This is a genomic window from Burkholderia sp. BCC1047, assembly GCF_902833155.1.
In the GTDB taxonomy this organism is placed as follows: domain Bacteria; phylum Pseudomonadota; class Gammaproteobacteria; order Burkholderiales; family Burkholderiaceae; genus Burkholderia; species Burkholderia sola.
Genome location: NZ_CADFEH010000011.1, coordinates 42,921 through 63,690 on the forward strand (window position 1 = coordinate 42,921; position 20,770 = coordinate 63,690).

At 67.6% G+C, this 20,770-nt stretch carries 19 protein-coding genes and 1 pseudogene; 11 read left to right on the forward strand and 9 right to left on the reverse strand.

The window, feature by feature from the left end:
- Positions 1 to 49: 49 nt before the first annotated feature.
- Positions 50 to 397: a DUF3564 family protein gene (locus HWX55_RS13855; RefSeq protein ID WP_175976085.1), complete on the reverse strand. Its 348-nt coding sequence runs from the start codon at positions 395 to 397 to the stop codon at positions 50 to 52.
- Between the two features lie 648 nt (positions 398 to 1,045).
- Between HWX55_RS13855 and HWX55_RS13860 the strand changes: the two genes are divergently transcribed.
- On the forward strand, positions 1,046 to 2,263 hold the full coding sequence (locus HWX55_RS13860) for an SDR family oxidoreductase (RefSeq protein WP_175976086.1): 1,218 nt from the start codon (positions 1,046 to 1,048) through the stop codon (positions 2,261 to 2,263).
- A gap of 55 nt (positions 2,264 to 2,318) precedes the next feature.
- On the opposite strand, the gene hpaR is transcribed toward HWX55_RS13860, so the two are convergent.
- The gene (gene hpaR / locus HWX55_RS13865) at positions 2,319 to 2,759 is read right to left on the reverse strand and encodes a homoprotocatechuate degradation operon regulator HpaR (protein ID WP_050010892.1); all 441 of its coding nucleotides are present in this window, start codon (positions 2,757 to 2,759) and stop codon (positions 2,319 to 2,321) included.
- Positions 2,760 to 2,911: 152 nt separating this feature from the next.
- On the opposite strand from hpaR, the gene HWX55_RS13870 reads away from it, so the two are divergent.
- Entirely contained in the window at positions 2,912 to 3,601 is a 690-nt protein-coding gene (locus HWX55_RS13870; RefSeq protein WP_175976087.1) for a fumarylacetoacetate hydrolase family protein, read from the forward strand.
- A 13-nt stretch (positions 3,602 to 3,614) separates the two neighbouring features.
- On the opposite strand, the gene HWX55_RS13875 is transcribed toward HWX55_RS13870, so the two are convergent.
- Entirely contained in the window at positions 3,615 to 4,667 is a 1,053-nt protein-coding gene (locus tag HWX55_RS13875) for an RNA-guided endonuclease TnpB family protein (protein ID WP_175976088.1), read from the reverse strand.
- 119 nt (positions 4,668 to 4,786) lie between these two features.
- Between HWX55_RS13875 and HWX55_RS13880 the strand changes: the two genes are divergently transcribed.
- The 6 genes from HWX55_RS13880 to hpaI are packed head-to-tail and all read left to right on the forward strand — an operon-like array spanning position 4,787 to position 10,017.
- Positions 4,787 to 5,551, forward strand: a complete 765-nt coding sequence (locus HWX55_RS13880; protein WP_175976089.1) for a fumarylacetoacetate hydrolase family protein — start codon at positions 4,787 to 4,789, stop codon at positions 5,549 to 5,551.
- Between the two features lie 25 nt (positions 5,552 to 5,576).
- Positions 5,577 to 7,040 (forward strand): 5-carboxymethyl-2-hydroxymuconate semialdehyde dehydrogenase, encoded by a 1,464-nt coding sequence (gene hpaE, locus HWX55_RS13885; RefSeq protein ID WP_175976090.1) that lies wholly within the window; start codon positions 5,577 to 5,579, stop codon positions 7,038 to 7,040.
- A 47-nt stretch (positions 7,041 to 7,087) separates the two neighbouring features.
- On the forward strand, positions 7,088 to 7,936 hold the full coding sequence (gene hpaD / locus HWX55_RS13890) for a 3,4-dihydroxyphenylacetate 2,3-dioxygenase (RefSeq protein ID WP_124547653.1): 849 nt from the start codon (positions 7,088 to 7,090) through the stop codon (positions 7,934 to 7,936).
- A 45-nt stretch (positions 7,937 to 7,981) separates the two neighbouring features.
- Positions 7,982 to 8,374, forward strand: a complete 393-nt coding sequence (locus tag HWX55_RS13895; RefSeq protein WP_175976091.1) for a 5-carboxymethyl-2-hydroxymuconate Delta-isomerase — start codon at positions 7,982 to 7,984, stop codon at positions 8,372 to 8,374.
- 20 nt (positions 8,375 to 8,394) lie between these two features.
- Positions 8,395 to 9,198, forward strand: a complete 804-nt coding sequence (gene hpaH / locus HWX55_RS13900; protein ID WP_175976092.1) for a 2-oxo-hept-4-ene-1,7-dioate hydratase — start codon at positions 8,395 to 8,397, stop codon at positions 9,196 to 9,198.
- A gap of 12 nt (positions 9,199 to 9,210) precedes the next feature.
- Entirely contained in the window at positions 9,211 to 10,017 is an 807-nt protein-coding gene (gene hpaI, locus HWX55_RS13905) for a 4-hydroxy-2-oxoheptanedioate aldolase (protein ID WP_175976093.1), read from the forward strand.
- Between the two features lie 75 nt (positions 10,018 to 10,092).
- Here hpaI and HWX55_RS13910 read toward each other — a convergent pair whose 3' ends face one another.
- A complete protein-coding gene (locus tag HWX55_RS13910) occupies positions 10,093 to 10,884 on the reverse strand; it encodes a helix-turn-helix transcriptional regulator (protein ID WP_175976094.1) in 792 nt (263 codons plus the stop codon).
- 95 nt (positions 10,885 to 10,979) lie between these two features.
- On the opposite strand from HWX55_RS13910, the gene HWX55_RS13915 reads away from it, so the two are divergent.
- The gene (locus tag HWX55_RS13915; protein ID WP_050010900.1) at positions 10,980 to 11,231 is read left to right on the forward strand and encodes a hypothetical protein; all 252 of its coding nucleotides are present in this window, start codon (positions 10,980 to 10,982) and stop codon (positions 11,229 to 11,231) included.
- 31 nt (positions 11,232 to 11,262) lie between these two features.
- Positions 11,263 to 12,222 carry a zinc-binding alcohol dehydrogenase family protein gene (locus tag HWX55_RS13920; protein WP_175976095.1) on the forward strand — a complete coding sequence of 320 codons (960 nt, stop codon included), beginning with the start codon at positions 11,263 to 11,265 and terminating at the stop codon, positions 12,220 to 12,222.
- A 152-nt stretch (positions 12,223 to 12,374) separates the two neighbouring features.
- Here HWX55_RS13920 and HWX55_RS13925 read toward each other — a convergent pair.
- The 5 genes and pseudogenes from HWX55_RS13925 to HWX55_RS13945 form a co-directional block, all read right to left on the reverse strand.
- Positions 12,375 to 13,379, reverse strand: a pseudogene (locus HWX55_RS13925) (porin); the annotation flags it as partial.
- Positions 13,380 to 13,632: 253 nt separating this feature from the next.
- Positions 13,633 to 14,700, reverse strand: coding sequence for an ABC transporter ATP-binding protein (locus HWX55_RS13930; protein WP_069616423.1), 1,068 nt, complete (start codon positions 14,698 to 14,700; stop codon positions 13,633 to 13,635).
- Positions 14,693 to 16,465 carry an iron ABC transporter permease gene (locus tag HWX55_RS13935; protein WP_089489304.1) on the reverse strand — a complete coding sequence of 591 codons (1,773 nt, stop codon included), beginning with the start codon at positions 16,463 to 16,465 and terminating at the stop codon, positions 14,693 to 14,695. The genes HWX55_RS13930 and HWX55_RS13935 overlap by 8 nt, the downstream gene beginning before the upstream one ends.
- 113 nt (positions 16,466 to 16,578) lie before the next feature.
- On the reverse strand, positions 16,579 to 17,679 hold the full coding sequence (locus tag HWX55_RS13940) for an ABC transporter substrate-binding protein (RefSeq protein ID WP_124593296.1): 1,101 nt from the start codon (positions 17,677 to 17,679) through the stop codon (positions 16,579 to 16,581).
- A gap of 191 nt (positions 17,680 to 17,870) precedes the next feature.
- Positions 17,871 to 19,349 (reverse strand): PLP-dependent aminotransferase family protein, encoded by a 1,479-nt coding sequence (locus tag HWX55_RS13945; protein ID WP_175976097.1) that lies wholly within the window; start codon positions 19,347 to 19,349, stop codon positions 17,871 to 17,873.
- A gap of 102 nt (positions 19,350 to 19,451) precedes the next feature.
- Here HWX55_RS13945 and HWX55_RS13950 point away from each other — a divergent pair, with 102 nt between their 5' ends.
- On the forward strand, positions 19,452 to 20,693 hold the full coding sequence (locus HWX55_RS13950) for a multidrug effflux MFS transporter (protein WP_175976098.1): 1,242 nt from the start codon (positions 19,452 to 19,454) through the stop codon (positions 20,691 to 20,693).
- Positions 20,694 to 20,770: the final 77 nt, after the last annotated feature.

Consider the following 20,770-nt stretch of genomic DNA (forward strand, 5'->3'; position numbering starts at 1 on the left):
TACTACCGGAATAAACCCGAAAACCGCAGACGATTCATGTCAATAATACCTAGCGGGCAACGGAAATAAATTCCCGGTATTCCGGCTGGGTCGTGCAGGTATCGACCGCCTGCAGGCGCCATGCGCCGTCGGGATGATCGCCGGCGAGCACCGCGGGGCCCTGTTCGCGGCGCATCGCGTCGAACGACAGCCCCTTCAGTTGACAGACGGCATGGCCGCTGTCGGCTGCACAGAGCGCCATCGCACCCTCGATGTCGCGGACCTTGCCCCAGGTCGGAAGGTCGATGCCCTGATGTGCCTCGCGCGACCACAGACCCTCGTCGGTATCGACCCACAAGACTGCGAAGGAATGCCGGGTTGCCGATTCGCTGCCATTAATCCGAATGGTGAGGCGCATTGCATCGTCTCCTTAAAAAAAGACACATTCGACCGTTTGAACTTGAACAGTCTAGATAGACTGGTGTGAAACGCAAGTGATAATCCGCAATAAATTTATATAGAGCCCATTTCGATTCCAGATGAAAGGACGTCTGACGATTCATGGTCATTCCCGACGCGTCAGCACAGGCGCGCGATACCGGCGATAGCCGTGGCCGCTCGGGCACGCGCCGCGGTCCAGACATGGGATGACAGGGCCGCCGGCCGCGTCGATCTGTCGCGCACCGGCTGCCATCACGACCGGGTCGATCGCGCGTTTCGGCACCGGTCGAATGCAGCCGACCGAACGTTTCGTCGTTTTGATCCGACGACCGGCACGACACACTCCGACAATCGCGTACAAATCGGCACACTTTCACGAAACTTTCGGGACAGACTTGCATGCGGTCGGGCCCCACACTGGGAACTTCCCGATCCTGTGCCGCGGACGCCCGTCCGCGCCGGCTGCCGCCGCCTCGTGCCAGAGCGCGATCGACGCGATCGCAGGCCGCACGCCCGATCGGGAGCCGCCGGGGCCCGCGTCGGCCCCGGCCCGGCCGGCGAGCCGGGCGGCGCCCGCAACCGCGGGCGCCGCGCCGCCCCGGCCGATTCTTCGAAGGAGACTATCGTGCTGATCTGGAAAACCGCGTTGTCGCTCAACTGGCGGACGAGCCTCGTGTCGCCGGCCAGCGCACCGGTCGCGGCGGCGAACGTCGGACGGCTGGTGCTGACCGGCGCCACCGGCTTCATCGGCAGTACCGTGCTGACGGCGCTCGTCAATGCAGGGCTGCTCGAACGCATCGTCTGCGTCGTGCGCGCGCAGGACCGCGGCCATGCGGTCGCGCGGCTGCGTGAAGCCGCGTTGCGCGCGGGGCTCACGCCGTACTGGGCGTCGCGCCTGACCGACGCGAACGTGATCGTCGGCGCGCTCGGCGATGTGTGGCACGGCGCCGATGCATCGCGCCTGGCCGGCGCGACGCACGTGATTCATTGCGCGGGCCATGCGTCGCCGGCCGACGGCGCGCACCTGCGGGCCGACATCGCCGATGCGGTGCGCTTCGCCGAACGCTTTGCGCGCGCGCCGCGCCTGCAACGCTTCGTGTACGTCGGCACGGCCTACGCGCATGCGGGCCGCGGCGGGATCGTGCAGGAAGAGGGGGAGCGCGCGGGGAACGGGAACGACATCGCGCCGCGGGCCGACGACGGCCTGCCGGGCGCGGTGCTCGCGGCCGACTATCTGCACGCGAAGGCGGAGACGGAGCAGCGCCTGCGCGCGCTCGGGCTGCCGCTCGTCGTCGTGCGGCCGTCGCACGTCGTCGGCCATACGGTGCTCGGTACGCGGCCCGCGCCGAATTCGTTCTGGATGTTCCGGCTCGCGCATGCGGCGCGCCGCTTCACCGCGCGGCCGATGACGCGCATCGACATCGTGTCGGTGGACGACGTGGCGCGCGCGACGATGCTGCTGGCCGTCAAGCCGACGCTCGCGCACGACGTCTATCATGTGTCGGCCGGCGACGAGGCGCCGCAGGTCGCGCAGATCGTGCGCGCGATGGACGAGGCGGCGGGCATGACCGGCGCGCCGCGCTACGCGGCATGCGCGCCGGCCGAGCTGCCGCTCGTCGTGCGCGACGTGCTCGGGCGGCCCGATCCGGCGCTCGAGCGCGTGATCGGCCGGGCGCTGCAGCGCTGCGGCGAATTCGCGACGGTCGATCGCGTGTTCGACAACCGCCGCGTGCGCGACGAAATCGATTTCGAGCCGCTGCCGTTCATCGATTACGTCGAGGAGTGCATGCGCACGTCGCGCGGCGTGGCGGTGACCGAGCTGATGCGCGGCGCGGTCCACTAACCGGCCGCATCGCCCCGGCGCCCGTTCCCGCCCATGGCGGGCGCGGGCGCCGTCTTCATGCCTGGTTGCCGAGCTCGATGAGCCGGTCGAGCGCGCGGTAGATGTCGTCGAGGCCGTCCTCGCCGAATCGCGCTTCGAGCTGACGATATTGCTCGTCGATGCGCGGACCGATTTCCGTCACCAGTTTCCTGCTTTGCGGCGTCAGGCTGACCAGCAGCCGGCGCTGATCCTCCTGCGCGCGCGTGCGCGTGATCAGGCCGTCGCGCTCCATCCGCTCCAGCACGCCGGTCAGGCTCGGGCTCAGGATGCAGCAGCGTTTCGCGATCTGCCCGGCTTCGAGCGCCTGCGCCGGTTCGCCGTCGAGCACGCGGATGATCCGCCATTGCTGTTCGGTCAGCGAGAATTCCTTGAGAATGGGGCGAAACAGGCCCATCAGCGTTTCGCGGGCCTCGAGCAGCAGCATGGCCAGGTTGCGATGGTCGAGCGTACGGTTCATCGGGGTGAGCAGAGGACGGGGACGCATCAATCTTAACAGCCGAAGCTGATGAATTTCGCGTATCAGGGTAATCGAGGTTGTCAGCGCCCGATTGTTTACTTAAGATATTAACTATTGACGATGCGCCGCGACGCGCGGCAGGGGAATGACGCATGGAGCTGTCTTGCACGACCGCCGCGGCGCCGCCGTTGCCGGTCGCCATCGGTACCGTCTACGGCGCGCTGCTCAACGAGCGCGCGGCGCTCGCCGCACTCGGCGACGCCGTGAACGCACCGCCTTACGGCCGTCCGCCGCAGGCGCCGGTCCTGTACATCAAATCGGCCAACACGCATGCGGCCGATGGCGCCGTCGTCGTCGTGCCGGCCGGCGTCGACGCGCTGGAAATCGGTGCGTCGGTGGCCGTCGTGTTCGCGCGGCGCGCGACGCGCGTGGCGGCCGCGCGCGCGCTCGACTACGTGCACGGCTTCACGCTCGCGAGCGACGTGTCGGTGCCGCATCCCGATTACTACCGTCCGGCCGTGCGCTTCAAGTGCCGTGACGGCTTCTGCCCGCTCGGCCCGGCGATCGTGCCGGCCGCCGCGCTCGCCGATGTCGACGCGATCGGGCTGACGGTGCGGATCGACGGCAAGGTGGCCGCATCCGCGTCGACCGCGACGCTGATTTGCCCGGTGCGCGAGCTGATCGCCGACGTGACGGCCTTCATGTCGTTCGACGCGGGCGACGTGCTGCTGCTCGGCGTTGCGGGCGGCGCACCGCTTGCCCGCGCGGGCAGTACGATCGAGATCGCCGCGGCCGGCATCGGCAGGCTGCGGCATACGCTGATGGCGGAGGAAGCACGTTGACGTCCTCGCCACCCTAAAGGGAGGCGATTCCCACAGCTGGCGATGCACGTCCGCATCGGAGAATGTTTAGAGCAGCGTTGATATCACGATCATGCACGACACCACATCCACTGCAGGCCCACTCTCTTACTCGCAGTCCCGCGATACCTTTCGGCCGCGTCGTGCTGCCTTTCGACCCGCACGACGAACAGGACTGGGTGGAACCGCTTTCGTCGACTTCCTCGAACGTGACTCCGTGCGCGATCGCTTTGTAGCGGAGCTTGTCTCGGAAGGACGACCAGGATGCGTCGTAGACGCTCTTCGCCATCCTGGTTCTGGCGAGTTTGACGGCAGATACATTGCCGACCGCGATGTAATCGAAGCGCCGCACCAGATCGAGCGCGAGCTTGTGCTGGAAGTCGGCGCGGGCATTCGCCACCTTGGCGTGCAGCTTCGCGATATGCCGCTTGTGCTTTCGCGCCCGTTGCGCTTTCGCCAGCTTGTCTGCCGCGCGTCGGCCGAATCGGTCGTTCGGCAGTTTCTCGCCCGTCGAAAGTGTGGCGAAGTCTTTCAGGCCGAGATCGATGCCGACACCGGAACGAATCGGGCGGGCCGGAACATCCGGCATCTCGATCACGATGTTGAGAAACCAGTTGCCGCGTGCATCCTGCGCAAAGTTGGTCCCGTCCTTGATCTTGCCTTCGGGAAGCGGTCGGCTGTTGAACACGCGAAACGTGTTGCCGGCGAAACGGAACGCGTCACCCTCGCGCTTCAGGTCACGCCCCTTCAGCGGCACCCAGCCCAGCGATTTCCTGCCGCGATAGCGCAGGTAGGGGCGTCGGTGCTGGCTGCGCGACTTCGCGTATTGCTCACAGGCTGCGTTGACCGTACCGGAGTGGATGCCGAGTTCCTTGCTGCTCCCCGTCGTCAGCACGTTCAGATCGAATCCCGTCGGCCACTTCTTGCCCCACTTGAGCGCGTGCTTCTGCGTGTCGTTGCAGAAGTTCCAGACGTAGTTCACCGCACGGCTCTGCTTGTTGAGCAGTCCGTTGAGCGATTTCACCCGGTAGCGGTAGACAAGGATCATGCAGGTGATCCTAACCCGTGGAAGAAGCTGCCTGTCAACAGTACTCCTTTCCTTCCAGCCATCCGCTCCAAAGGAAGTCCCGTTCAGGGAAATGGTGGGGCTTCTCGGAGTACATTTTCATGAAGACGGCGCGCGTGATCTACAACGGCGCACCGCATGCGGCCGAACCGGCCGGCGACGGCGCGATCCGCCTCGATACGGGGCGCGTGGTGGCCGAGGACGCGGTGGCGTGGCTGCCGCCCGTCGCGCCGCGCACGACGTTCGCGCTCGGCCTGAACTACGCCGACCATGCGAAGGAACTCGCGTTCAACGCGCCGAGCGAACCGCTGATCTTCCTGAAGGGGCCGAACACGTTCGTCGGCCACCGCTCGCTCACGGTGCGCCCGGCGGACGCCACGCACATGCACTACGAGTGCGAACTGGCCGTCGTGATCGGCCGGCCCGCGCGCCACGTGAGCCGCGCGCAGGCGATCGACTACGTGGCCGGCTATACGGTCGCGAACGACTACGCGATCCGCGATTACCTCGAAAACTACTACCGCCCGAACCTGCGCGTGAAGAACCGCGACACCTGCACGCCGCTCGGGCCGTGGTTCGTGAGTCGCGACGAGATCGGCGACGCGGCCGACCTGACGCTGCGCACGACCGTGAACGGTCGCGAGACGCAACGCGGCAGCACGCGCGACATGGTGTTCGACGTGCCGGCGCTGATCGAGCACATCAGCAGCTTCATGACGCTCTTGCCGGGCGACCTGATCCTGACCGGCACGCCCGAGGGGCTGGCGGACACGCAGCCGGGCGACGAGGTCGTGACCGAAATCGAAGGAATCGGCCGGCTCGTGAACACGATCGTCGGCGAAGCGGACTACTATCGCGCCGGCTGAGGCCGTCGCCAAGGAAGGAGAGCACATGACCATCAAGCACTGGATCGGCGGCCGCGAAGTGGAGAGCCGCGACACTTTCACGACGCTGAACCCGGCGACGGGCGACGTCATCACCGACGTCGCATCGGGCGGCGAGGCCGAGGTCGACGCGGCCGTGCGCGCGGCGAAGGACGCGTTCCCGAAATGGGCGAACACGCCGGCGAAGGCGCGCGCGAAGCTGATGCGCAAGCTCGGCGAGCTGATCGAGAAGAACGTGCCGATGCTCGCGGCGCTGGAGACGCAGGACACCGGCCTGCCGATCGCGCAGACGAGCAAGCAGCTGATTCCGCGCGCGTCCGAGAACTTCAACTTCTTCGCGGAAGTGTGCGTGCAGATGAACGGCCGCACCTATCCGGTCGACGACCAGATGCTGAACTACACGCTGTACCAGCCGGTCGGCGTGTGCGCACTGGTGTCGCCGTGGAACGTGCCGTTCATGACGGCCACGTGGAAAACGGCGCCGTGTCTCGCGCTCGGCAACACGGCTGTGCTGAAGATGTCCGAGCTGTCGCCGCTGACGGCCGACCAGCTCGGCCGGCTCGCGCTCGAAGCCGGCATCCCGCCCGGTGTGCTGAACGTCGTGCAGGGTTACGGCGCGACGGCCGGCGACGCGCTCGTGCGGCATCCTGACGTGCGCGCGGTGTCGTTTACCGGCGGCACCGTCACCGGCAAGCGGATCATGGAGCGCGCGGGCCTCAAGAAGTATTCGATGGAACTTGGCGGCAAGTCGCCGGTGCTGATCTTCGACGACGCCGATTTCGACCGCGCGCTCGACGCGTCGCTGTTCACGATCTTCTCGATCAACGGCGAACGCTGCACCGCGGGCTCGCGGATCTTCGTGCAGCGCACGATCTACGATCGCTTCGTGCAGGAATTCGCGCGCCGTGCGAACAACCTGGTGGTCGGCGATCCGACCGATCCGGGCACCAACCTCGGCGCGATGATCACGCGCCAGCACTGGGAGAAGGTGACGGGCTATATCCGCATCGGCGAGCAGGAAGGCGCGCGCGTGGTCGCGGGCGGCGCGGACAAGCCGGCCGGGCTGCCCGATCATCTGCGCAACGGCAACTTCGTGCGGCCGACCGTGTTCGCCGACGTCGACAACCGGATGCGCATCGCGCAGGAAGAGATCTTCGGGCCGGTCGCGTGCATCATCCCGTTCGACGACGAAGACGACGGGCTGCGGCTCGCGAACGATACGGCGTACGGCCTCGCGTCGTACATCTGGACGCAGGACGTCGGCAAGGTGCATCGGCTCGCGCGCGGCATCGAGGCCGGGATGGTGTTCGTGAACAGCCAGAACGTGCGCGACCTGCGCCAGCCGTTCGGCGGCGTGAAGGAGTCGGGCACCGGGCGCGAGGGCGGCGAGTACAGTTTCGAGGTGTTCGCGGAGATCAAGAACGTGTGCATCTCGATGGGTTCGCATCACGTTCCGCGCTGGGGCGTGTAACCGGAGCGGGTCGTTGCGCCGCAAAGAACCATACGGAGACTTGAACGATGGGCAAACTGTCCCTCGCCGCGAAGATCACGCACGTGCCGTCGATGTACCTGTCGGAATTGCCCGGCAAGCATCACGGCTGCCGTGAAGCGGCGATCCGCGGCCACCGGCTGATCGGCGAGCGCTGCCGTGCGCTCGGCGTCGACACGATCGTCGTGTCGGACGTGCACTGGCTCGTCAACGCGGGCTATCACGTGAACTGCAATGCGCGGTTCGCGGGCACCTATACGAGCAACGAGCTGCCGCATTTCATCCGCGACATGCAGTACGCGTATCCGGGCAACCCGGCGCTCGGCCGGCTGATCGCGGAAACGGCCACCGAGCGCGGCGTCGCGACGCGTGCGCACGAGATCGACAGCCTCGAACTCGAATACGGCACGCTCGTGCCGATGCGCTACATGAACGGCGACCAGCACTTCAAGGTCGTGTCGATCGCCGGCTGGTGCATGTGGCATCAGCTCGACGAAAGCCGGCGCTTCGGCGAGGCGCTGCTCGAGGCGATCGAGAAGAGCGATTCGAACGTCGCGTTCCTCGCGAGCGGGTCGCTGTCGCATCGTTTCAACGACAACGGCAGCCCCGAGGAATCGATCCACCAGATCAGCCGCGAATTCTTCCGGCAGGTCGACCTGCGCGTGGTCGAGCTGTGGAAGCAGGGCGATTTCAAGACCTTCTGCGCGATGCTGCCCGAGTACAACGTGCATTGCCACGGCGAAGGCGGGATGCACGACACGGCGATGCTGCTCGGGCTGCTCGGCTGGGATCGTTACGACCAGCCCGTCGAGATCGTCACCGACTATTTCGCGAGCTCGGGCACCGGGCAGATCAACGCGATCTTCCCGTTGCCCTGAGCGTTTGCCGTTCACCATGCCTTCGAAACCGACTGGAGCGTTGCCATGCCACACATCGTCGTCGAATACACCGCGAACATCCGCGACGACGCGCGCATTCCCGCGCTGCTGCGCACGATCAACGCGACGCTGATCGCGCAGGGCGGCGTGTTCCCGACCGGCGGCATCCGTTCGCGCGCGATCGAGCTGCACGACTACTGCGTCGCCGACGGCACGGAGGACGACGCGTTCGTCCACGTGACGCTGAAGATCGGCGCGGGCCGCAGCGACGAAACGAAGAAAGCCGCGTGCGACGCACTGTTCGACGCGATCAAGGCCCATTTCGCCGAGTTGTACGCGAAACGCTATCTCGCGCTGTCGATGGAACTGACCGAGTTCAGCGAAAGCGGCTCGTACAAGCACAACAACATCCACGCCCGCTACAAGCGGGCCGGCTGAACCCCATTCCCGATCCGACCATGCTCGAACCCGCCATCATCGACCAGCTCGCGCACCGTCTGCACGACGCCGAGCGCGCACGCACGCAGATCCGCCAGATCTCGCTCGACCATCCCGACATCACGATCGACGACGCGTATGCGATCCAGCGCGCGTGGGTGACCCTCAAGCTCGCGGAAGGCCGTACGCTGAAGGGGCACAAGATCGGCCTGACGTCGAAGGCGATGCAGAACACGTCGCAGATCGACGAACCCGACTACGGCGCGCTGCTCGACGACATGTTCTTCGAAGACGGCGGCACGATCCCGACCGGCCGCTTCATCGTGCCGCGCGTCGAGGTCGAGCTCGCGTTCGTGCTCGGCAAGCGGCTCACCGGCCCGAACTGCACGATCTTCGACGTGTACGACGCGGTCGATTACGTCGTGCCGGCGCTCGAGATCATCGACGCGCGCAGCCAGTCGATCGACCCCGACACGAAACGACCGCGCAAGGTGTTCGACACGATCGCCGACAACGCGGCGAACGCGGGCGTCGTGATCGGCGGCCGGCCGGTGCGCCCACAGGACGTCGATTTGCGCTGGGTCGCGGCGATCATGTCGCGCAACGGCGTGGTCGAGGAAACCGGGGTTGCGGCCGGCGTGCTGAACCATCCGGCGAACGGCGTCGCATGGCTCGCGAACCGGTTGTCGCGCTTCGACGTCGCGCTGGAGCCGGGGCAGATCGTGCTCGGCGGGTCGTTTACGCGGCCGTGCGCGGCGCGTCCGGGCGATACGTTCAGCGTCGACTACGGCCCGCTCGGGACGATCCAGTGCTACTTCGAGTGAGGTGAGCGAACGATGCAGATTCCGTCGAATGTCTTCAAGGCCGCGCTCGCACGCGGCGACGCGCAGGTCGGCCTGTGGCTCGGCCTCGCGAATCCGTACAGCGCCGAGGTGGTCGCGGGCGCCGGTTTCGACTGGCTGCTGATCGACGGCGAACATGCGCCGAATACGGTGCCGACGATCCTCGCGCAATTGCAGGCCATCGCGCCGTATCCGTCGCATCCGGTCGTGCGCGTGCCGTGGAACGATCCGGTGATCGTCAAGCAGGTGCTCGATCTCGGCGCGCAGACGCTGCTCGTGCCGATGGTGCAGAGCGCCGACGAAGCGCGTGCGGCGGTGGCCGCGACGCGTTACCCGCCGCACGGGATGCGCGGCGTCGGCAGTGCGCTCGCGCGCGCGTCGCGGTGGAATCGCGTCGGCGAGTACCTGCATCGCGCGAACGACGAGATGGCCGTGCTCGTGCAGGTCGAGACGCGCGCGGGGCTGGAAGCGATCGATGCGATTGCGCGGGTCGACGGCGTCGATGGCGTGTTCATTGGCCCGGCCGATCTCGCGGCCGATCTCGGTCATCTCGGCCACCCCGGGCACCCGGACGTGCAGGCCGCGATCGACGGCGCGATCCGCGCGATCAAGGCGGCCGGCAAGGCGCCGGGCATCCTGAGCGCGGATGAAGCGGCCGCGCGGCGCTATCTGGAAGCGGGCGCGTTGTTCGTCGCGGTCGGCGTCGATACGACGCTGCTGGCACGGAGCGCGGAGCGGCTTGCCGCGCAGTTCAAGGGGAACGGCGGCGATGTCTTGAAGAAGGGCGACGGCACGTATTGACGTAGTGGCGGGCGGTTTTTGTCTGCTGACCGCCGGCCGTTCGCCGTGCTGCTTCATGCACGCGCATGGCCGTATCTATTCCTCCGCTCGCCTTCCCGTCTCCATATACTTCCCCGGCGTCGTCCCCAGCGCACGCCGGAACATATCGATGAACGCGCTCACGTTGTCGTACCCGAGATCGAGCGCGATCGTCGTCACCGGCACGCCGTCGGCGATACGCTCCAGAGCTCGCAGCAGCCTGGCCTGCTGACGCCACTGAGCGAACGTCAGCCCCGTCTCGGCGACGAAGCGGCGGCTCATCGTCCGTGCGCCGATGCCGGCCCATTCGGCCCATTCCTCCAGCCGCCGGTCGTTCGCGAGATCCGCGGCCAGCGCATCGGTGATCTTCACGAGCCGCGGGTCGCGCGGCCGGACCAGCCCCAGCGCCTCGGCTTCCGATGCCGCGATTTCATCGAGGATCACGTCGGCGATCCGGGCTTGCGCGGCATCCAGTTCCGAGTCGTCCCAGCTTGCGGCGCGCTGCACGGCTTCGCGCAGCAGCGGCGTCGTGCGGATCGCGCGCGGCGTCGCCGGCAGCGCCGCGCAGCGGGCTTCGGCGACGAACGCCGACCAGCCCGAAATCGGCCCGAACGAGCGCAGCGAATGCCGGCAGTGCGGCGGAATCCAGATCGCGTGGATCGCCGGCACGACCCATTCCTGGTCGTCGAGGCCGATCGTCACCAGCCCGCTCAGCGCGCCGACGAGCTGGCCGCGCGCATGCGAATGCGGCGCGGTGATGCGCGGGTCGCGTTGCGACAGGACGGCGGCGACCACGAACGGGCCGTCGTCGGATGTGACGAAGCGGGCGGGCAGGAGCGGATCGGACATGGCCGGATGTCGGTATCGAATGGCCGTTATACCGGAGATTGGCCGATTTCGCACGCCTACACTGCGTCCATCGATGACAACCGGAGTAAGACGCGATGCGAGCCGAACAGATGCTTCCCGACCATGCCAATCAAATCGATGCCGGCGGAACGACGATCCGCAAGGGGACCGTTGGCGCGTTTCTGGTCAACGCGCGTGTGTTGACCGATCCGAACGCCGCGCCGGCCGAAAGGGCGCGCGCGGAGGCCGATGCGATCGATGCGTTGCCTGCATTGCGCGCGCTCGGCCTGTTCGACGTGCTGGAAGTCCGCGATCCCGCGCTGCGCGCGTGGCTCGATGCCCGGTAAAGGTCAACCGTCCAGGATTGAAGGAACCACCATGAAAGCAGCAGTCGTTGAAGGCGCTGGACAGCGCCCGATTTATACGGAGTTCGAACCGCCTCGCGCGATGCCGGGCCACAGCCTGATTGACGTGACGGCGTCCGCGCTGAGCCGCATCGCGCAGGGGCGCGCGGCGGGCACGCATTACTCCTCCGTTGGCGGTTATCCGTTCGTCGTCGGTGTCGACGGCGTGGGGCGTCTCGACGACGGTCGGCGCGTCTACTTCTTCGGTGCGCCCGCGCCGTTCGGCGCGATGGCCGAACGCACGATCGTGCCCGATACACAGTGCGTGCCGCTGCCGGACACGCTTGACGATGTCACCGCCGCGGCGATCGCGATTCCCGGGATGTCGTCGTGGGCGGCGCTGACCGAACGCGCGCGGTTCGTCGCGGGCGAGACGGTGCTCGTCAACGGCGCAACGGGCACGTCGGGGCGGCTCGCGGTGCGGATCGCGAAGCATCTCGGTGCGGCGAAGGTGATCGCGACGGGCCGCAACGCGACCGCGTTGCAGGCGCTGCTGAAGGCCGGCGCGGACGCCGTCGTGTCGCTGCAGCAGGACGACGCCGATCTGGCGCGGGCGCTCGAACCGCATTTCCGTGTGGGCGTGGATGTCGTGCTCGATTATGTGTGGGGCGCCAGCGCGCAGACGCTGCTGGGCGCGGCCGCGAAAGCGACACCCAACGGGCGGCGGCTGCGTTTCGTGCAGATCGGCTCGATCGGCGGCGCGGACTTGCTGGTGCCCGGCGCCGTGCTGCGGGCGACGGCGATCGAGCTGATGGGCAGCGGGATCGGCAGCGTGTCGCTGCCGCGCTTGCTGGGTGCCATCCGTGGTGTGTTCGATGCCGCTGCGCCGGCGGGCCTGACGATCGACACGCGCACGGTGCCGCTGTCGGCGGTCGGTGAACATTGGAGCGATACGAGCAGCGCCGTGCGGTTGGTGTTCACGATGCGCGGCTAGTGAGCGGCGCATCGCCAGACGGCGGACCGGATGCGATGTGAAGATCGAGTCGCTCAGCGGCGGCTGGCCGTTTGCTGTCGTGCCGTCGCGTGTGGCGTGAGAGCGGTCGGTCGGGCGGCCGACCGCGCGCCGCCGCCCGGGCCACGCAACGATCAAAACCGCTGCTGAATCCCCGCCGTGACCCCGACCTGCGTGGTGCCGTACCCATTGAAATCGCGCGACACGCCGACCTTCTGATCGTGCTTCGCGATCGCGAACGCCCCTGCCGCGTACAGCACCGTGCGCTTCGACAGCGCGTACTGCGCACGCACCGACACCAGCGTCGGATCGGCGTCCGTGCCGCCCTTGATGTTCTGGTGATAGACGGCCGCGATCAGCGAGAACGTCGGCGTGAACTGGTACGACCCGCCGAGCCAGACCATGTCGCTCAACTGGTTCGCCGCCGTGGTGCGGAACGTGCGCTTGTAATTGCGGTATCCGGCCATCGTTTTCAGGTTGCCGAAGTCGTAGCTCAGGCCCGCATGGATGCCCTGAATGTAGTTGACGGTATCGGCCGGCGTGACGCTGTCGGCCGCGCCGTTCTGCCGGTCGAACGTGACGACGGCGGCGAACGGCCCCGTTTCGTAACCGATCGCGAAATCGTACTTGGAGCTGGTCTTCACGCTGCCCGGCACGTTGCCGAAACCGTACAGCGCGCCGAACTTGAAGCCGCTGAATTCGCCGTCGTAGCGCACCGCGTTCGACGAGCGCGTGAACAGGCCGTCCTTGCGGCCGCCGGTCGCCATCGACGAGGTCGCCCACGAGTAGTTCTGCGCGTAACCCATCGGGTCGAACGGCAGCATGTAGTCGTACGTGACGGTGAAGTTGCGGCCCAGCGTCAGCTCGCCCCATTTGCCTTTCAGGCCCACCGTCGCACGGCGCGCGAAGATCGAGTCGGGGCCGTCGTCGGACGCGCCGTTCGCGAGATCGATCCCGCTTTCGAGGCGGAACACCGCCTTCAATCCGCCGCCGAGATCCTCGACGCCGCGCAAGCCCCAGCGCGACGTGTTCTTGTTGCCCGACTTCAGCTTGAACGAATTGCCGCCATCCGGCGCCGCATGGTTCGCGTATTCGATGCCGGCGTCCATGATCCCGTATATCGTGACCGACGACTGCGCGTGCGCGACCGGCACGGCGATACAGACGGCTGCAGCCGAACCGGTGAGGACTACTGCTCGAATAGAACGTTCTGTGCGTGACTTCATGTTGACGGTGTCTCCTTGGTTGTTTTAGGCGGGTTGAAACAGAAAACGGGTATGCGGCGCGCCATCGGCGGACGCCATCAAGCGTCCGCCGATGCGAGCTGCAAAGGTCGAAAAGGGAGGCGCGCTCGACTGCCTGCGCGGCGGCACACGAGCCGCCGCGATCGGGTCAGCCCGCTTTCGCGAACGCCCAGCAGTCGTTGGTCGGGAATTCGATCCAGTGCTTGCCGGCCGCGCGCGGCACATGGCCGAACGCGCGCAGGCGCATGTCGCCGCAATGGAACAGGTATTCCCAGCGGTCGCCGAGATACATCGACGTGACGAGGTCGGCCTGCAGCCGGTTCGCGCCCGGGCCGTCGGCGACCTGCACGCGTTCGAGACGAATCACGGCCTGGGCGTCCTGGCCCGGCGCGAGCGTGTCGCGGGCGACGGCGCGCAGCTCCCAGCCGTCGCCGGCGAGCGTCACGCATTCGCCGTCGATCGCGGCGACGCGCGCGTCGATCCGGTTGTTGCTGCCCATGAATTCGGCGGTGTACAGCGAGCGCGGCGCGCCGTACAGCTCGGCCGGCGTGCCTTCCTGCTCGATGCGGCCGTTGCGCAGCAGCAGGATGCGATCGGACATCGCCATCGCCTCGGTCTGGTCGTGCGTCACGCACAGCGCCGACAGCCCGAGCGACACGATCAGCTCGCGCAGCCACGCACGCGCTTCCTCGCGCAGCTTCGCGTCGAGGTTCGACAGCGGCTCGTCGAGCAGGATCACCGGCGGGTTGTAGACGAGCGCGCGGGCGATCGCGACACGCTGCTGCTGGCCGCCCGACAGCTGATGCGGAAAGCGTTCGGCGAGATGGCCGAGGCCCAACTGATCGAGCGCGGTCTGCACGCGGCGCTTCTGTTCGGCCGGCGCCACGCGGCGCAGCTTGAGGCCGTAGCCGACGTTGTCGGCGACGGTGCGGTGCGGCCACAGCGCGTACGACTGGAACACGAGGCCGAGCGAACGTTGTTCGACGGGCAGGTCGATGCGCTGCGCACCGTCGAAGAACACGCGCTCGTCGAGCTGGATGCGCCCGTCGGACGGCTGTTCGAGGCCGGCCACCGCGCGCAGCAGCGTGGTCTTGCCGCTGCCCGACGCGCCGAGCAGGCACACGACTTCGCCGGCCTTCAGTTCGAACGACACGCCCTTGAGGATCGGGTTGGCGCCGTAGCTGAGGTGCAGATCGTCGACGATGAGCTTATCCATGAAGTTTCACTCCGAAGCGCAGGGCCACGCCGAGACCGGCGCCGACCATCGCGATGTTGATGACAGAGAGCGCGGCGACCTGGTCGACGGCGCCGGTCGCCCACAGCGACACGAGCAGCGCGCCGATCACTTCGGTGCCGGGCGACAGCAGGTAGACGGCGGTCGAGTATTCGCGCTCGAAGATCATGAAGATCAGCAGCCACGCGGCGAGCAGGCCGAAGCGCACGAGCGGCAGCGTCACGTCGAGCGACACGCGGCTGCGCGTCGCGCCGACGCTGCGGCCGGCTTCCTCGAGTTCGGGGCCGACCTGCAGCAGCGCGCTCTGGATCAGCCGCATCCCGTACGCGAGCCACACGACCGTGTACGCGATCCAGATGCTCCACATCGAGTTCTTCAACTCGCGCAGGCCCGGCACGAACAGGAAGATCCACAGGAACGCGAGACCGGCGAGCAGGCCCGGCACCGCGCGCGGCAGCAGCACGAGGTAGTCGAGCAGCCTGGTCGCCCAGTCGGGGCGGCGGTGGCCGGCGAACGCGACGAGCGAGTAGAAGCCGATCGCGAGCGCGCCGCCGATCACGCCGATGCCGAGCGTGTTGACGATCGCGCGCACCAGGTTGTCCTGCTCGAACAGCTCGATGAAGTTCGACAGCGTCAGCACTTCGGCGAGCGCGACGCCTTCGCCCCAGTTGGTCACGAACGCGCGCAGTACGATGCCCGAGATCGGCACGATCACGGTCAGCATCAGCCACAGCGCGACGATCGCGAGCGCGACCCAGCGCCACACGCCGAGCGGCAGCACCGTCGCGCGGCCGGCCTTGCCCTTCACGGTGACGAAGCGGCTCGCGGTCTTCAGCAGGCGGCGCTGCAGCAGCACGAGCGGGAACGTGATCGCGACGATGCACACGGCGACCGCGGCCATCAGGTGATACGACGGCACGCCGAGCTTGTTGGTCAGCTTGTACAGGTAGGTCGCGAGCACGAGGTGGCCTTCCGGGTCGCCGAGCACGAGCGGCAGTCCGAACACCTCGAAGCCGAGGAAGAACACCAGCACGCCGGCGAACAGCAGCGCGGGCATCGTCATCGGCAGGCTCACGTCGAGTGCGACGCGGAACGGACGGGCGCCCGTCACGCGCGCGGCTTCCTCGACGTCCGAGCCGAGATTGCGCAGCGCGGCCGACGAATACAGGTACACGTGCGGCACGTGCGTGAGGCCGACGATCACCGTGATCGCGAAGATCGAATACACGTTCCAGGGCACGTTCTGCACCCCGAATAGTTCCTTGAACCACACCGAGTAAAAGCCGACCGGGCCGGCCGCGACCACGTAGCCGAATGCGAGCACCATCGGCGACACGAACACCGGCGTGAGCAGCAGCGGTTCGAGCCAGCGGCGGCCGGGCAGGTCGGTGCGCACCATCAGGAACGCGAGGATGCCGCCGAGCGGAATCGAGATGAACAGCATCCCGCCGGCGATGATGAACGAGTTCTTCACGGCCGACCAGAAGTCGGGATCGCTGAAGATGAAGCGGAAGCCGTCGATGCCGAGCGTCTTGTTCGCGTCGAAGAACGGCGCGGACAGCAGGCTCTGGAACAGGATGAAGCCGAGCGGCAGCGCGACCGCGACGGTCAGTACCGCGACGACGATCCAGCGCAGCATGCCGGCGAGCGGCTGCAGGCGGCTGACCGGCAGCGCGGGAACGGCGTCGCGCGGGCCGGCGGCGGGCGGAACGGCCGGTGCCGTGCCGCGTGTGCTGGTTGAAAGCATGAGTTCGCCCCTGCGGCCATCCGGATGGCCGCCTCAAGGAAGTCGGTGAGGAGAAGGGGCCGCCCGCGCGACGGGCGGCGGGCGGCGTGGGTCAGCCGAAGCCGATCAGCGCATCAGCGCTTGATCGCCTGCTGCCATTGCTTCAGGAACGCGAGGCGCTTCGACTGGTCGAGATAGACGAGCAGGCCGGTGCCGATCTGGATCGGCTTCAGCGAATCGCCGAGTTCCTTCGTGAGGCTCGCGGCCGACGTCTCGCCGGTCACGTCCGCGCGGATCGCGTACAGGTTCGCCTGGTTCGCGATCAGCGTCTGGCCGCGCTTGGACAGCAGGTAGTCGACCCACAGCTTCGCGGCGTTCGGGTTCTTCGCCTTCTTCGACACGGTGGCGAGGCGGCTCACGACCTGTGTGTAGTCCTTCGGAAACACGTAGCCGATCGACTTGTCCTTCTTCGCCTTCGCGTACGCATACGAACCGATGATGTTGTAGCCGATCAGGTTCTCGCCCGACGAGATGCGCTCCATCATCGCGCCCGTGCTCGACTGCAGCTTCGGGCCGGTCGCGCCGATCGCGTTTACCAGCTCCCACGTGACCTTCTCGTTCACGTGCGCGTCCTGGGTCAGGTAGTTGAAGCCGACGCCCGATTTCTCGATGTCGTAGGTCGTGACCTTGCCCTTGAACTTGTCGGCCTGCGTGGTGAGCAGCTTGATCAGCTCGGCGCGCGTCTTCGGCACTTCGTTTTCGGGGATCAGGCGCTTGTTGTAGACGATTGCGAGCGGCTCGAACGTCGTGCCGTACGCCTGCTTCTGGTATTGCGCCCATTGCGGCACGTTCGGGCTTTCCGGCGAATCGTAGGACGCCATCAGGCCGTCGTTGACGAGCTTGACCTGCAGATCCATCGCCGAGCTCCACAGCACGTCGGCGCTGGTGCTGCTCGCCGCGTTCTCGCTGATGTAGCGGTTGTACAGCTCGGTGCTGTTCATGTCGTTGTACTCGACCTTCACGCCGTACAGGCTTTCGAAGTCCTTGATCAGCGGACGTACGAGGCCCGTGTCGGTCGTCGAGTAGACGATCAGCTTGCCTTCCTTCTTCGCGGCGTCGATCACGCCTTGGTAGTTCCCCGGGTAGCCGGCCGGAACCTGCGCGGCGGCGCTGCCGGCGGCAGCGCCCAGAACGACCGCCAGCGCGGCGGCGAGGTGCTTCGGTGCAAACGGCATGTCTTCCTCCAGTGATGCGTCGATGTTGTTCGAGTGACGCGGATGTTAAGTGCGAGGCACTTTCAGCCCGCTTTCATTTCCGTTCACAATCGCGCCATTCGTGTCATGGATTTCCCGAGGTCGACGCGGCGGCCGCCGCGGGTTTCGCGGCGCGCGGCAGGGCTGGAAACGGAAGGGAGCGGGGCTGCCGGCTACGCGGACGCGGCCAGCAGTTGTCCGAGGAGGCGGCCGCCATGCCGCGCGTGCGCGGCCGTCAGCGCCGCATACCCGACGACGACGCCCGCTTCGCACCGGGCGCTTCGACAGAAGCCGCGGATCGGCTGCAACTCGATGCCGACCGCGCGGGCTTGCGAGACGTACGCAGCGTCATCGCTGCCGGGCGGCAGCCACAACACGAAATGAAAGCCCGCATGCTCGCCGGACACCGTGTATCGGCCGCCCGCATGCTTCGCCAACTGGTCGAGCACGATGTCGCGCCGCTGACGGTATGCGTGGCGGGCGGCGCGCAGGTGCTTCGCGAAATCGCCGTGGCCGATGAAGCGGGCGAGCGCCAGCTGCGGCGCGACGCCGACCGAGCGCGCGGTCGCGTGCCACACGGCGGACAGCGCCGGCCGCAGTGCCGCCGGCACGATCATGAAGCCGATGCGCAGCCCCGAAAACAGCGTCTTGTTGAACGACCCGCAGTAGATCACGCGATCGCACGCATCGAGCGATTTCAGCGCGGGCAGCGGGGCGGTCTGGTAGCTGAATTCGCCGTCGTAGTCGTCCTCGATGATCCACGTGCGGTGGCGCTGTGCCCAGTCGAGCAGTTCGAGCCGACGCGACACCGACATCGTGACGCCGAGCGGCGCCTGATGGGCCGGCGTCACGTAGGCGGCGCGCGCATCGGGATGGCGGTCCAGCGACGCGGTGTCGATGCCTTCCCGATCGACCGGCACGTCGATCACGGTCGCGCCCGCGAGCGTGAAGATCTGCCACGCCGACGCATAGCCAGGGTCCTCCATCAGCACCGTTGAGCCGGGCGCGAGCAGCGTGCGCGCGACGAGGTCGATCGCGTGGCGGATGCCGGTCGTGATGACGATGTCGCCGGCCTCGCACGGGATGCCGCGGTATTCGCGCAGGTACGCGGCGATTTCGGCGCGCAGGCTGTCGACGCCCTGGGCCGGCGTCGCGCCGAGCTCGTCGGCCGTCGCGGCGAGCAAGCTGGCACCGAGCGCCTTCTTCCATTGCTGCATCGGCAGCAGGGCGGGATCGGCGAGCCGCGCGACGAACGGGACGCCCGGACGCACGCCGTGCTCGGGTTCAGCCGCGGCGGCCGGCGCCGGCGATGCGGCGGCGTGGAGCGGGCCGCCGTCGCGGGACTGCGCGGCCGCGCGCAGATAGCTGTCCGGCACCACCGCGCAGACCCGCGTACCGGACCCCTGCGTGCGGGCGATGTAGCCCTCGGCGCACAGGATGTCGTATGCCGCTTCGACGGTGCCGCGCGCGACGTCCCAGCGCGCGGCCAGCGTCCTGCTCGATGGCAGCGGGCTGTCGGCGGACAGCAGGCGCTTCAGGATCGCGTCGCGAATCGTGTCGGCGATGCATTCCTGCTTCGACTGCGGGCTGCCGCCCGACAGCCCGGCGGGGCGCGGCAGGTCGAGCGGAATCGCGGCTTTGCCTCGCGGCATAGTGGTCCAGTCAATGGTCGATTTAATGGTCCTTCAGCTTATATCACTTTCGCCTTAGATTGCTGTCGACCTCACCCATCCTGACCGAAACGGACTCACCGCATGAAGACGCGCTCATTACCCCGATGGGGCTGGCTGTTCCTGCTGATGCTCGTGGTGTGCCTGCCGCGCGTCACGATCGATGCGTACCTGCCGTCGCTGCCCGCGATGGCGGACGCGCTGCACGGCACCGACTCACAGTTGCAGCTCACGCTGACCCTGTACATGGTCGGCTATGCGCTGTCGATGCTGGTGTCGGGGCCGCTGTCCGACCGCTACGGCCGACGTCCGGTGCTGCTCGGCGGCCTGTGCGTGTACGTCGTGGCGAGCGTCGCATGCGCAGGGTCGACGAGCATCCCTGCGCTGATCGCCGCGCGCATGTTCCAGGCGCTCGGCGGCTGCAGCGGCACCGTGATCGGCCGCGTGATCGTGCGCGAGCGCTTTCCGGCCGCGACGCAGGCCACGATGCTCGGCCATATTTCGGCCGGCATGGCGCTGTCGCCGGTGGTCGCGCCGCTGGCCGGCAGCGCGATCGCCGAGTGGCTCGGCTGGCGCGGGGTGTTCGGCTGGCTGGCGGCGGGTGGGGTGGTCGCGACCGCGATGGTGCTGCGCTACCTGCCCGAGACGCGCGACCGCGATGCGCGGCCGCCAGCCGGCGCCGGCTGGGGACTGCTGCGGACCTACGCGGGCCTGCTGCGCGAGCGGCGCTTCCTGCGCTATTCGCTCGCGATCAGCTTCGCTTACTGCACGTACTATCCGTTCATCGCGGAATCGTCGACGCTGTTCCAGCGGCACATCGGCGTGTCCGGGGCGGTCTATGCGGCGATCTTCGGCGTGACCGTGCTCGGCTATCTGGTCGGTTCGAATATGTTCGCGCGGATCAGCGCGCGCTGGTCAGCCGACTCGGTCATCGCGGCGGCGGCGGCCGTCAATCTGGTCGGCGCCGCCGTGCTGGGGATCGGCGGCGCGATCGCCCCGACTTCGGTGACGGCCCTCGTCGCACCGATGTTCATCGTGATGATCTCGGTCGGGATCGCGATTCCGGCCTGCCAGTTCGCGGTGATGCAGCCGTACACGAGGATCGCCGGCACGGCGTCGGGGCTGTTCTTCTTTATCCAGATGGCGATCACGGCCGCGTGCGGCGGCGTGCTGGCGTGGCTGTCGGACGGCACCGCGCGCCCGATGATCGTCGTCACGGCCGCCGCGAGTATCGCGTTCGTCGCGGTGGTGGCCGGTTTTCGCGAGCGGCGCGTGACCGGCGATGCGCGCATCGCCGCGCGCAACCGTCCGGCTGCCGAGCGCTGAACGGCAGCCGCCGGCGCCGCGCGCGACCGGTTCGCAACACCCGCGCAACCCGTGTTTGCGCGAGGCGTGGAGACGGA

Bases quoted from the DNA above. Each gene is read 5' to 3' on its own strand.
- HWX55_RS13935 (WP_089489304.1), bottom strand. From the start codon at position 16,465: ATGCTTTCAACCAGCACACGCGGCACGGCACCGGCCGTTCCGCCCGCC.
- HWX55_RS13915 (WP_050010900.1), top strand. From the start codon at position 10,980: ATGCGAGCCGAACAGATGCTTCCCGACCATGCCAATCAAATCGATGCC.
- hpaE (WP_175976090.1), top strand. From the start codon at position 5,577: ATGACCATCAAGCACTGGATCGGCGGCCGCGAAGTGGAGAGCCGCGAC.
- hpaI (WP_175976093.1), top strand. From the start codon at position 9,211: ATGCAGATTCCGTCGAATGTCTTCAAGGCCGCGCTCGCACGCGGCGAC.
- HWX55_RS13855 (WP_175976085.1), bottom strand. From the start codon at position 397: ATGCGCCTCACCATTCGGATTAATGGCAGCGAATCGGCAACCCGGCAT.
- HWX55_RS13910 (WP_175976094.1), bottom strand. From the start codon at position 10,884: ATGTCCGATCCGCTCCTGCCCGCCCGCTTCGTCACATCCGACGACGGC.
- HWX55_RS13870 (WP_175976087.1), top strand. From the start codon at position 2,912: ATGGAGCTGTCTTGCACGACCGCCGCGGCGCCGCCGTTGCCGGTCGCC.
- HWX55_RS13875 (WP_175976088.1), bottom strand. From the start codon at position 4,667: ATGATCCTTGTCTACCGCTACCGGGTGAAATCGCTCAACGGACTGCTC.
- HWX55_RS13880 (WP_175976089.1), top strand. From the start codon at position 4,787: ATGAAGACGGCGCGCGTGATCTACAACGGCGCACCGCATGCGGCCGAA.
- HWX55_RS13895 (WP_175976091.1), top strand. From the start codon at position 7,982: ATGCCACACATCGTCGTCGAATACACCGCGAACATCCGCGACGACGCG.
- hpaH (WP_175976092.1), top strand. From the start codon at position 8,395: ATGCTCGAACCCGCCATCATCGACCAGCTCGCGCACCGTCTGCACGAC.
- HWX55_RS13945 (WP_175976097.1), bottom strand. From the start codon at position 19,349: ATGCCGCGAGGCAAAGCCGCGATTCCGCTCGACCTGCCGCGCCCCGCC.
- hpaR (WP_050010892.1), bottom strand. From the start codon at position 2,759: ATGAACCGTACGCTCGACCATCGCAACCTGGCCATGCTGCTGCTCGAG.
- hpaD (WP_124547653.1), top strand. From the start codon at position 7,088: ATGGGCAAACTGTCCCTCGCCGCGAAGATCACGCACGTGCCGTCGATG.
- HWX55_RS13920 (WP_175976095.1), top strand. From the start codon at position 11,263: ATGAAAGCAGCAGTCGTTGAAGGCGCTGGACAGCGCCCGATTTATACG.
- HWX55_RS13940 (WP_124593296.1), bottom strand. From the start codon at position 17,679: ATGCCGTTTGCACCGAAGCACCTCGCCGCCGCGCTGGCGGTCGTTCTG.
- HWX55_RS13930 (WP_069616423.1), bottom strand. From the start codon at position 14,700: ATGGATAAGCTCATCGTCGACGATCTGCACCTCAGCTACGGCGCCAAC.
- HWX55_RS13950 (WP_175976098.1), top strand. From the start codon at position 19,452: ATGAAGACGCGCTCATTACCCCGATGGGGCTGGCTGTTCCTGCTGATG.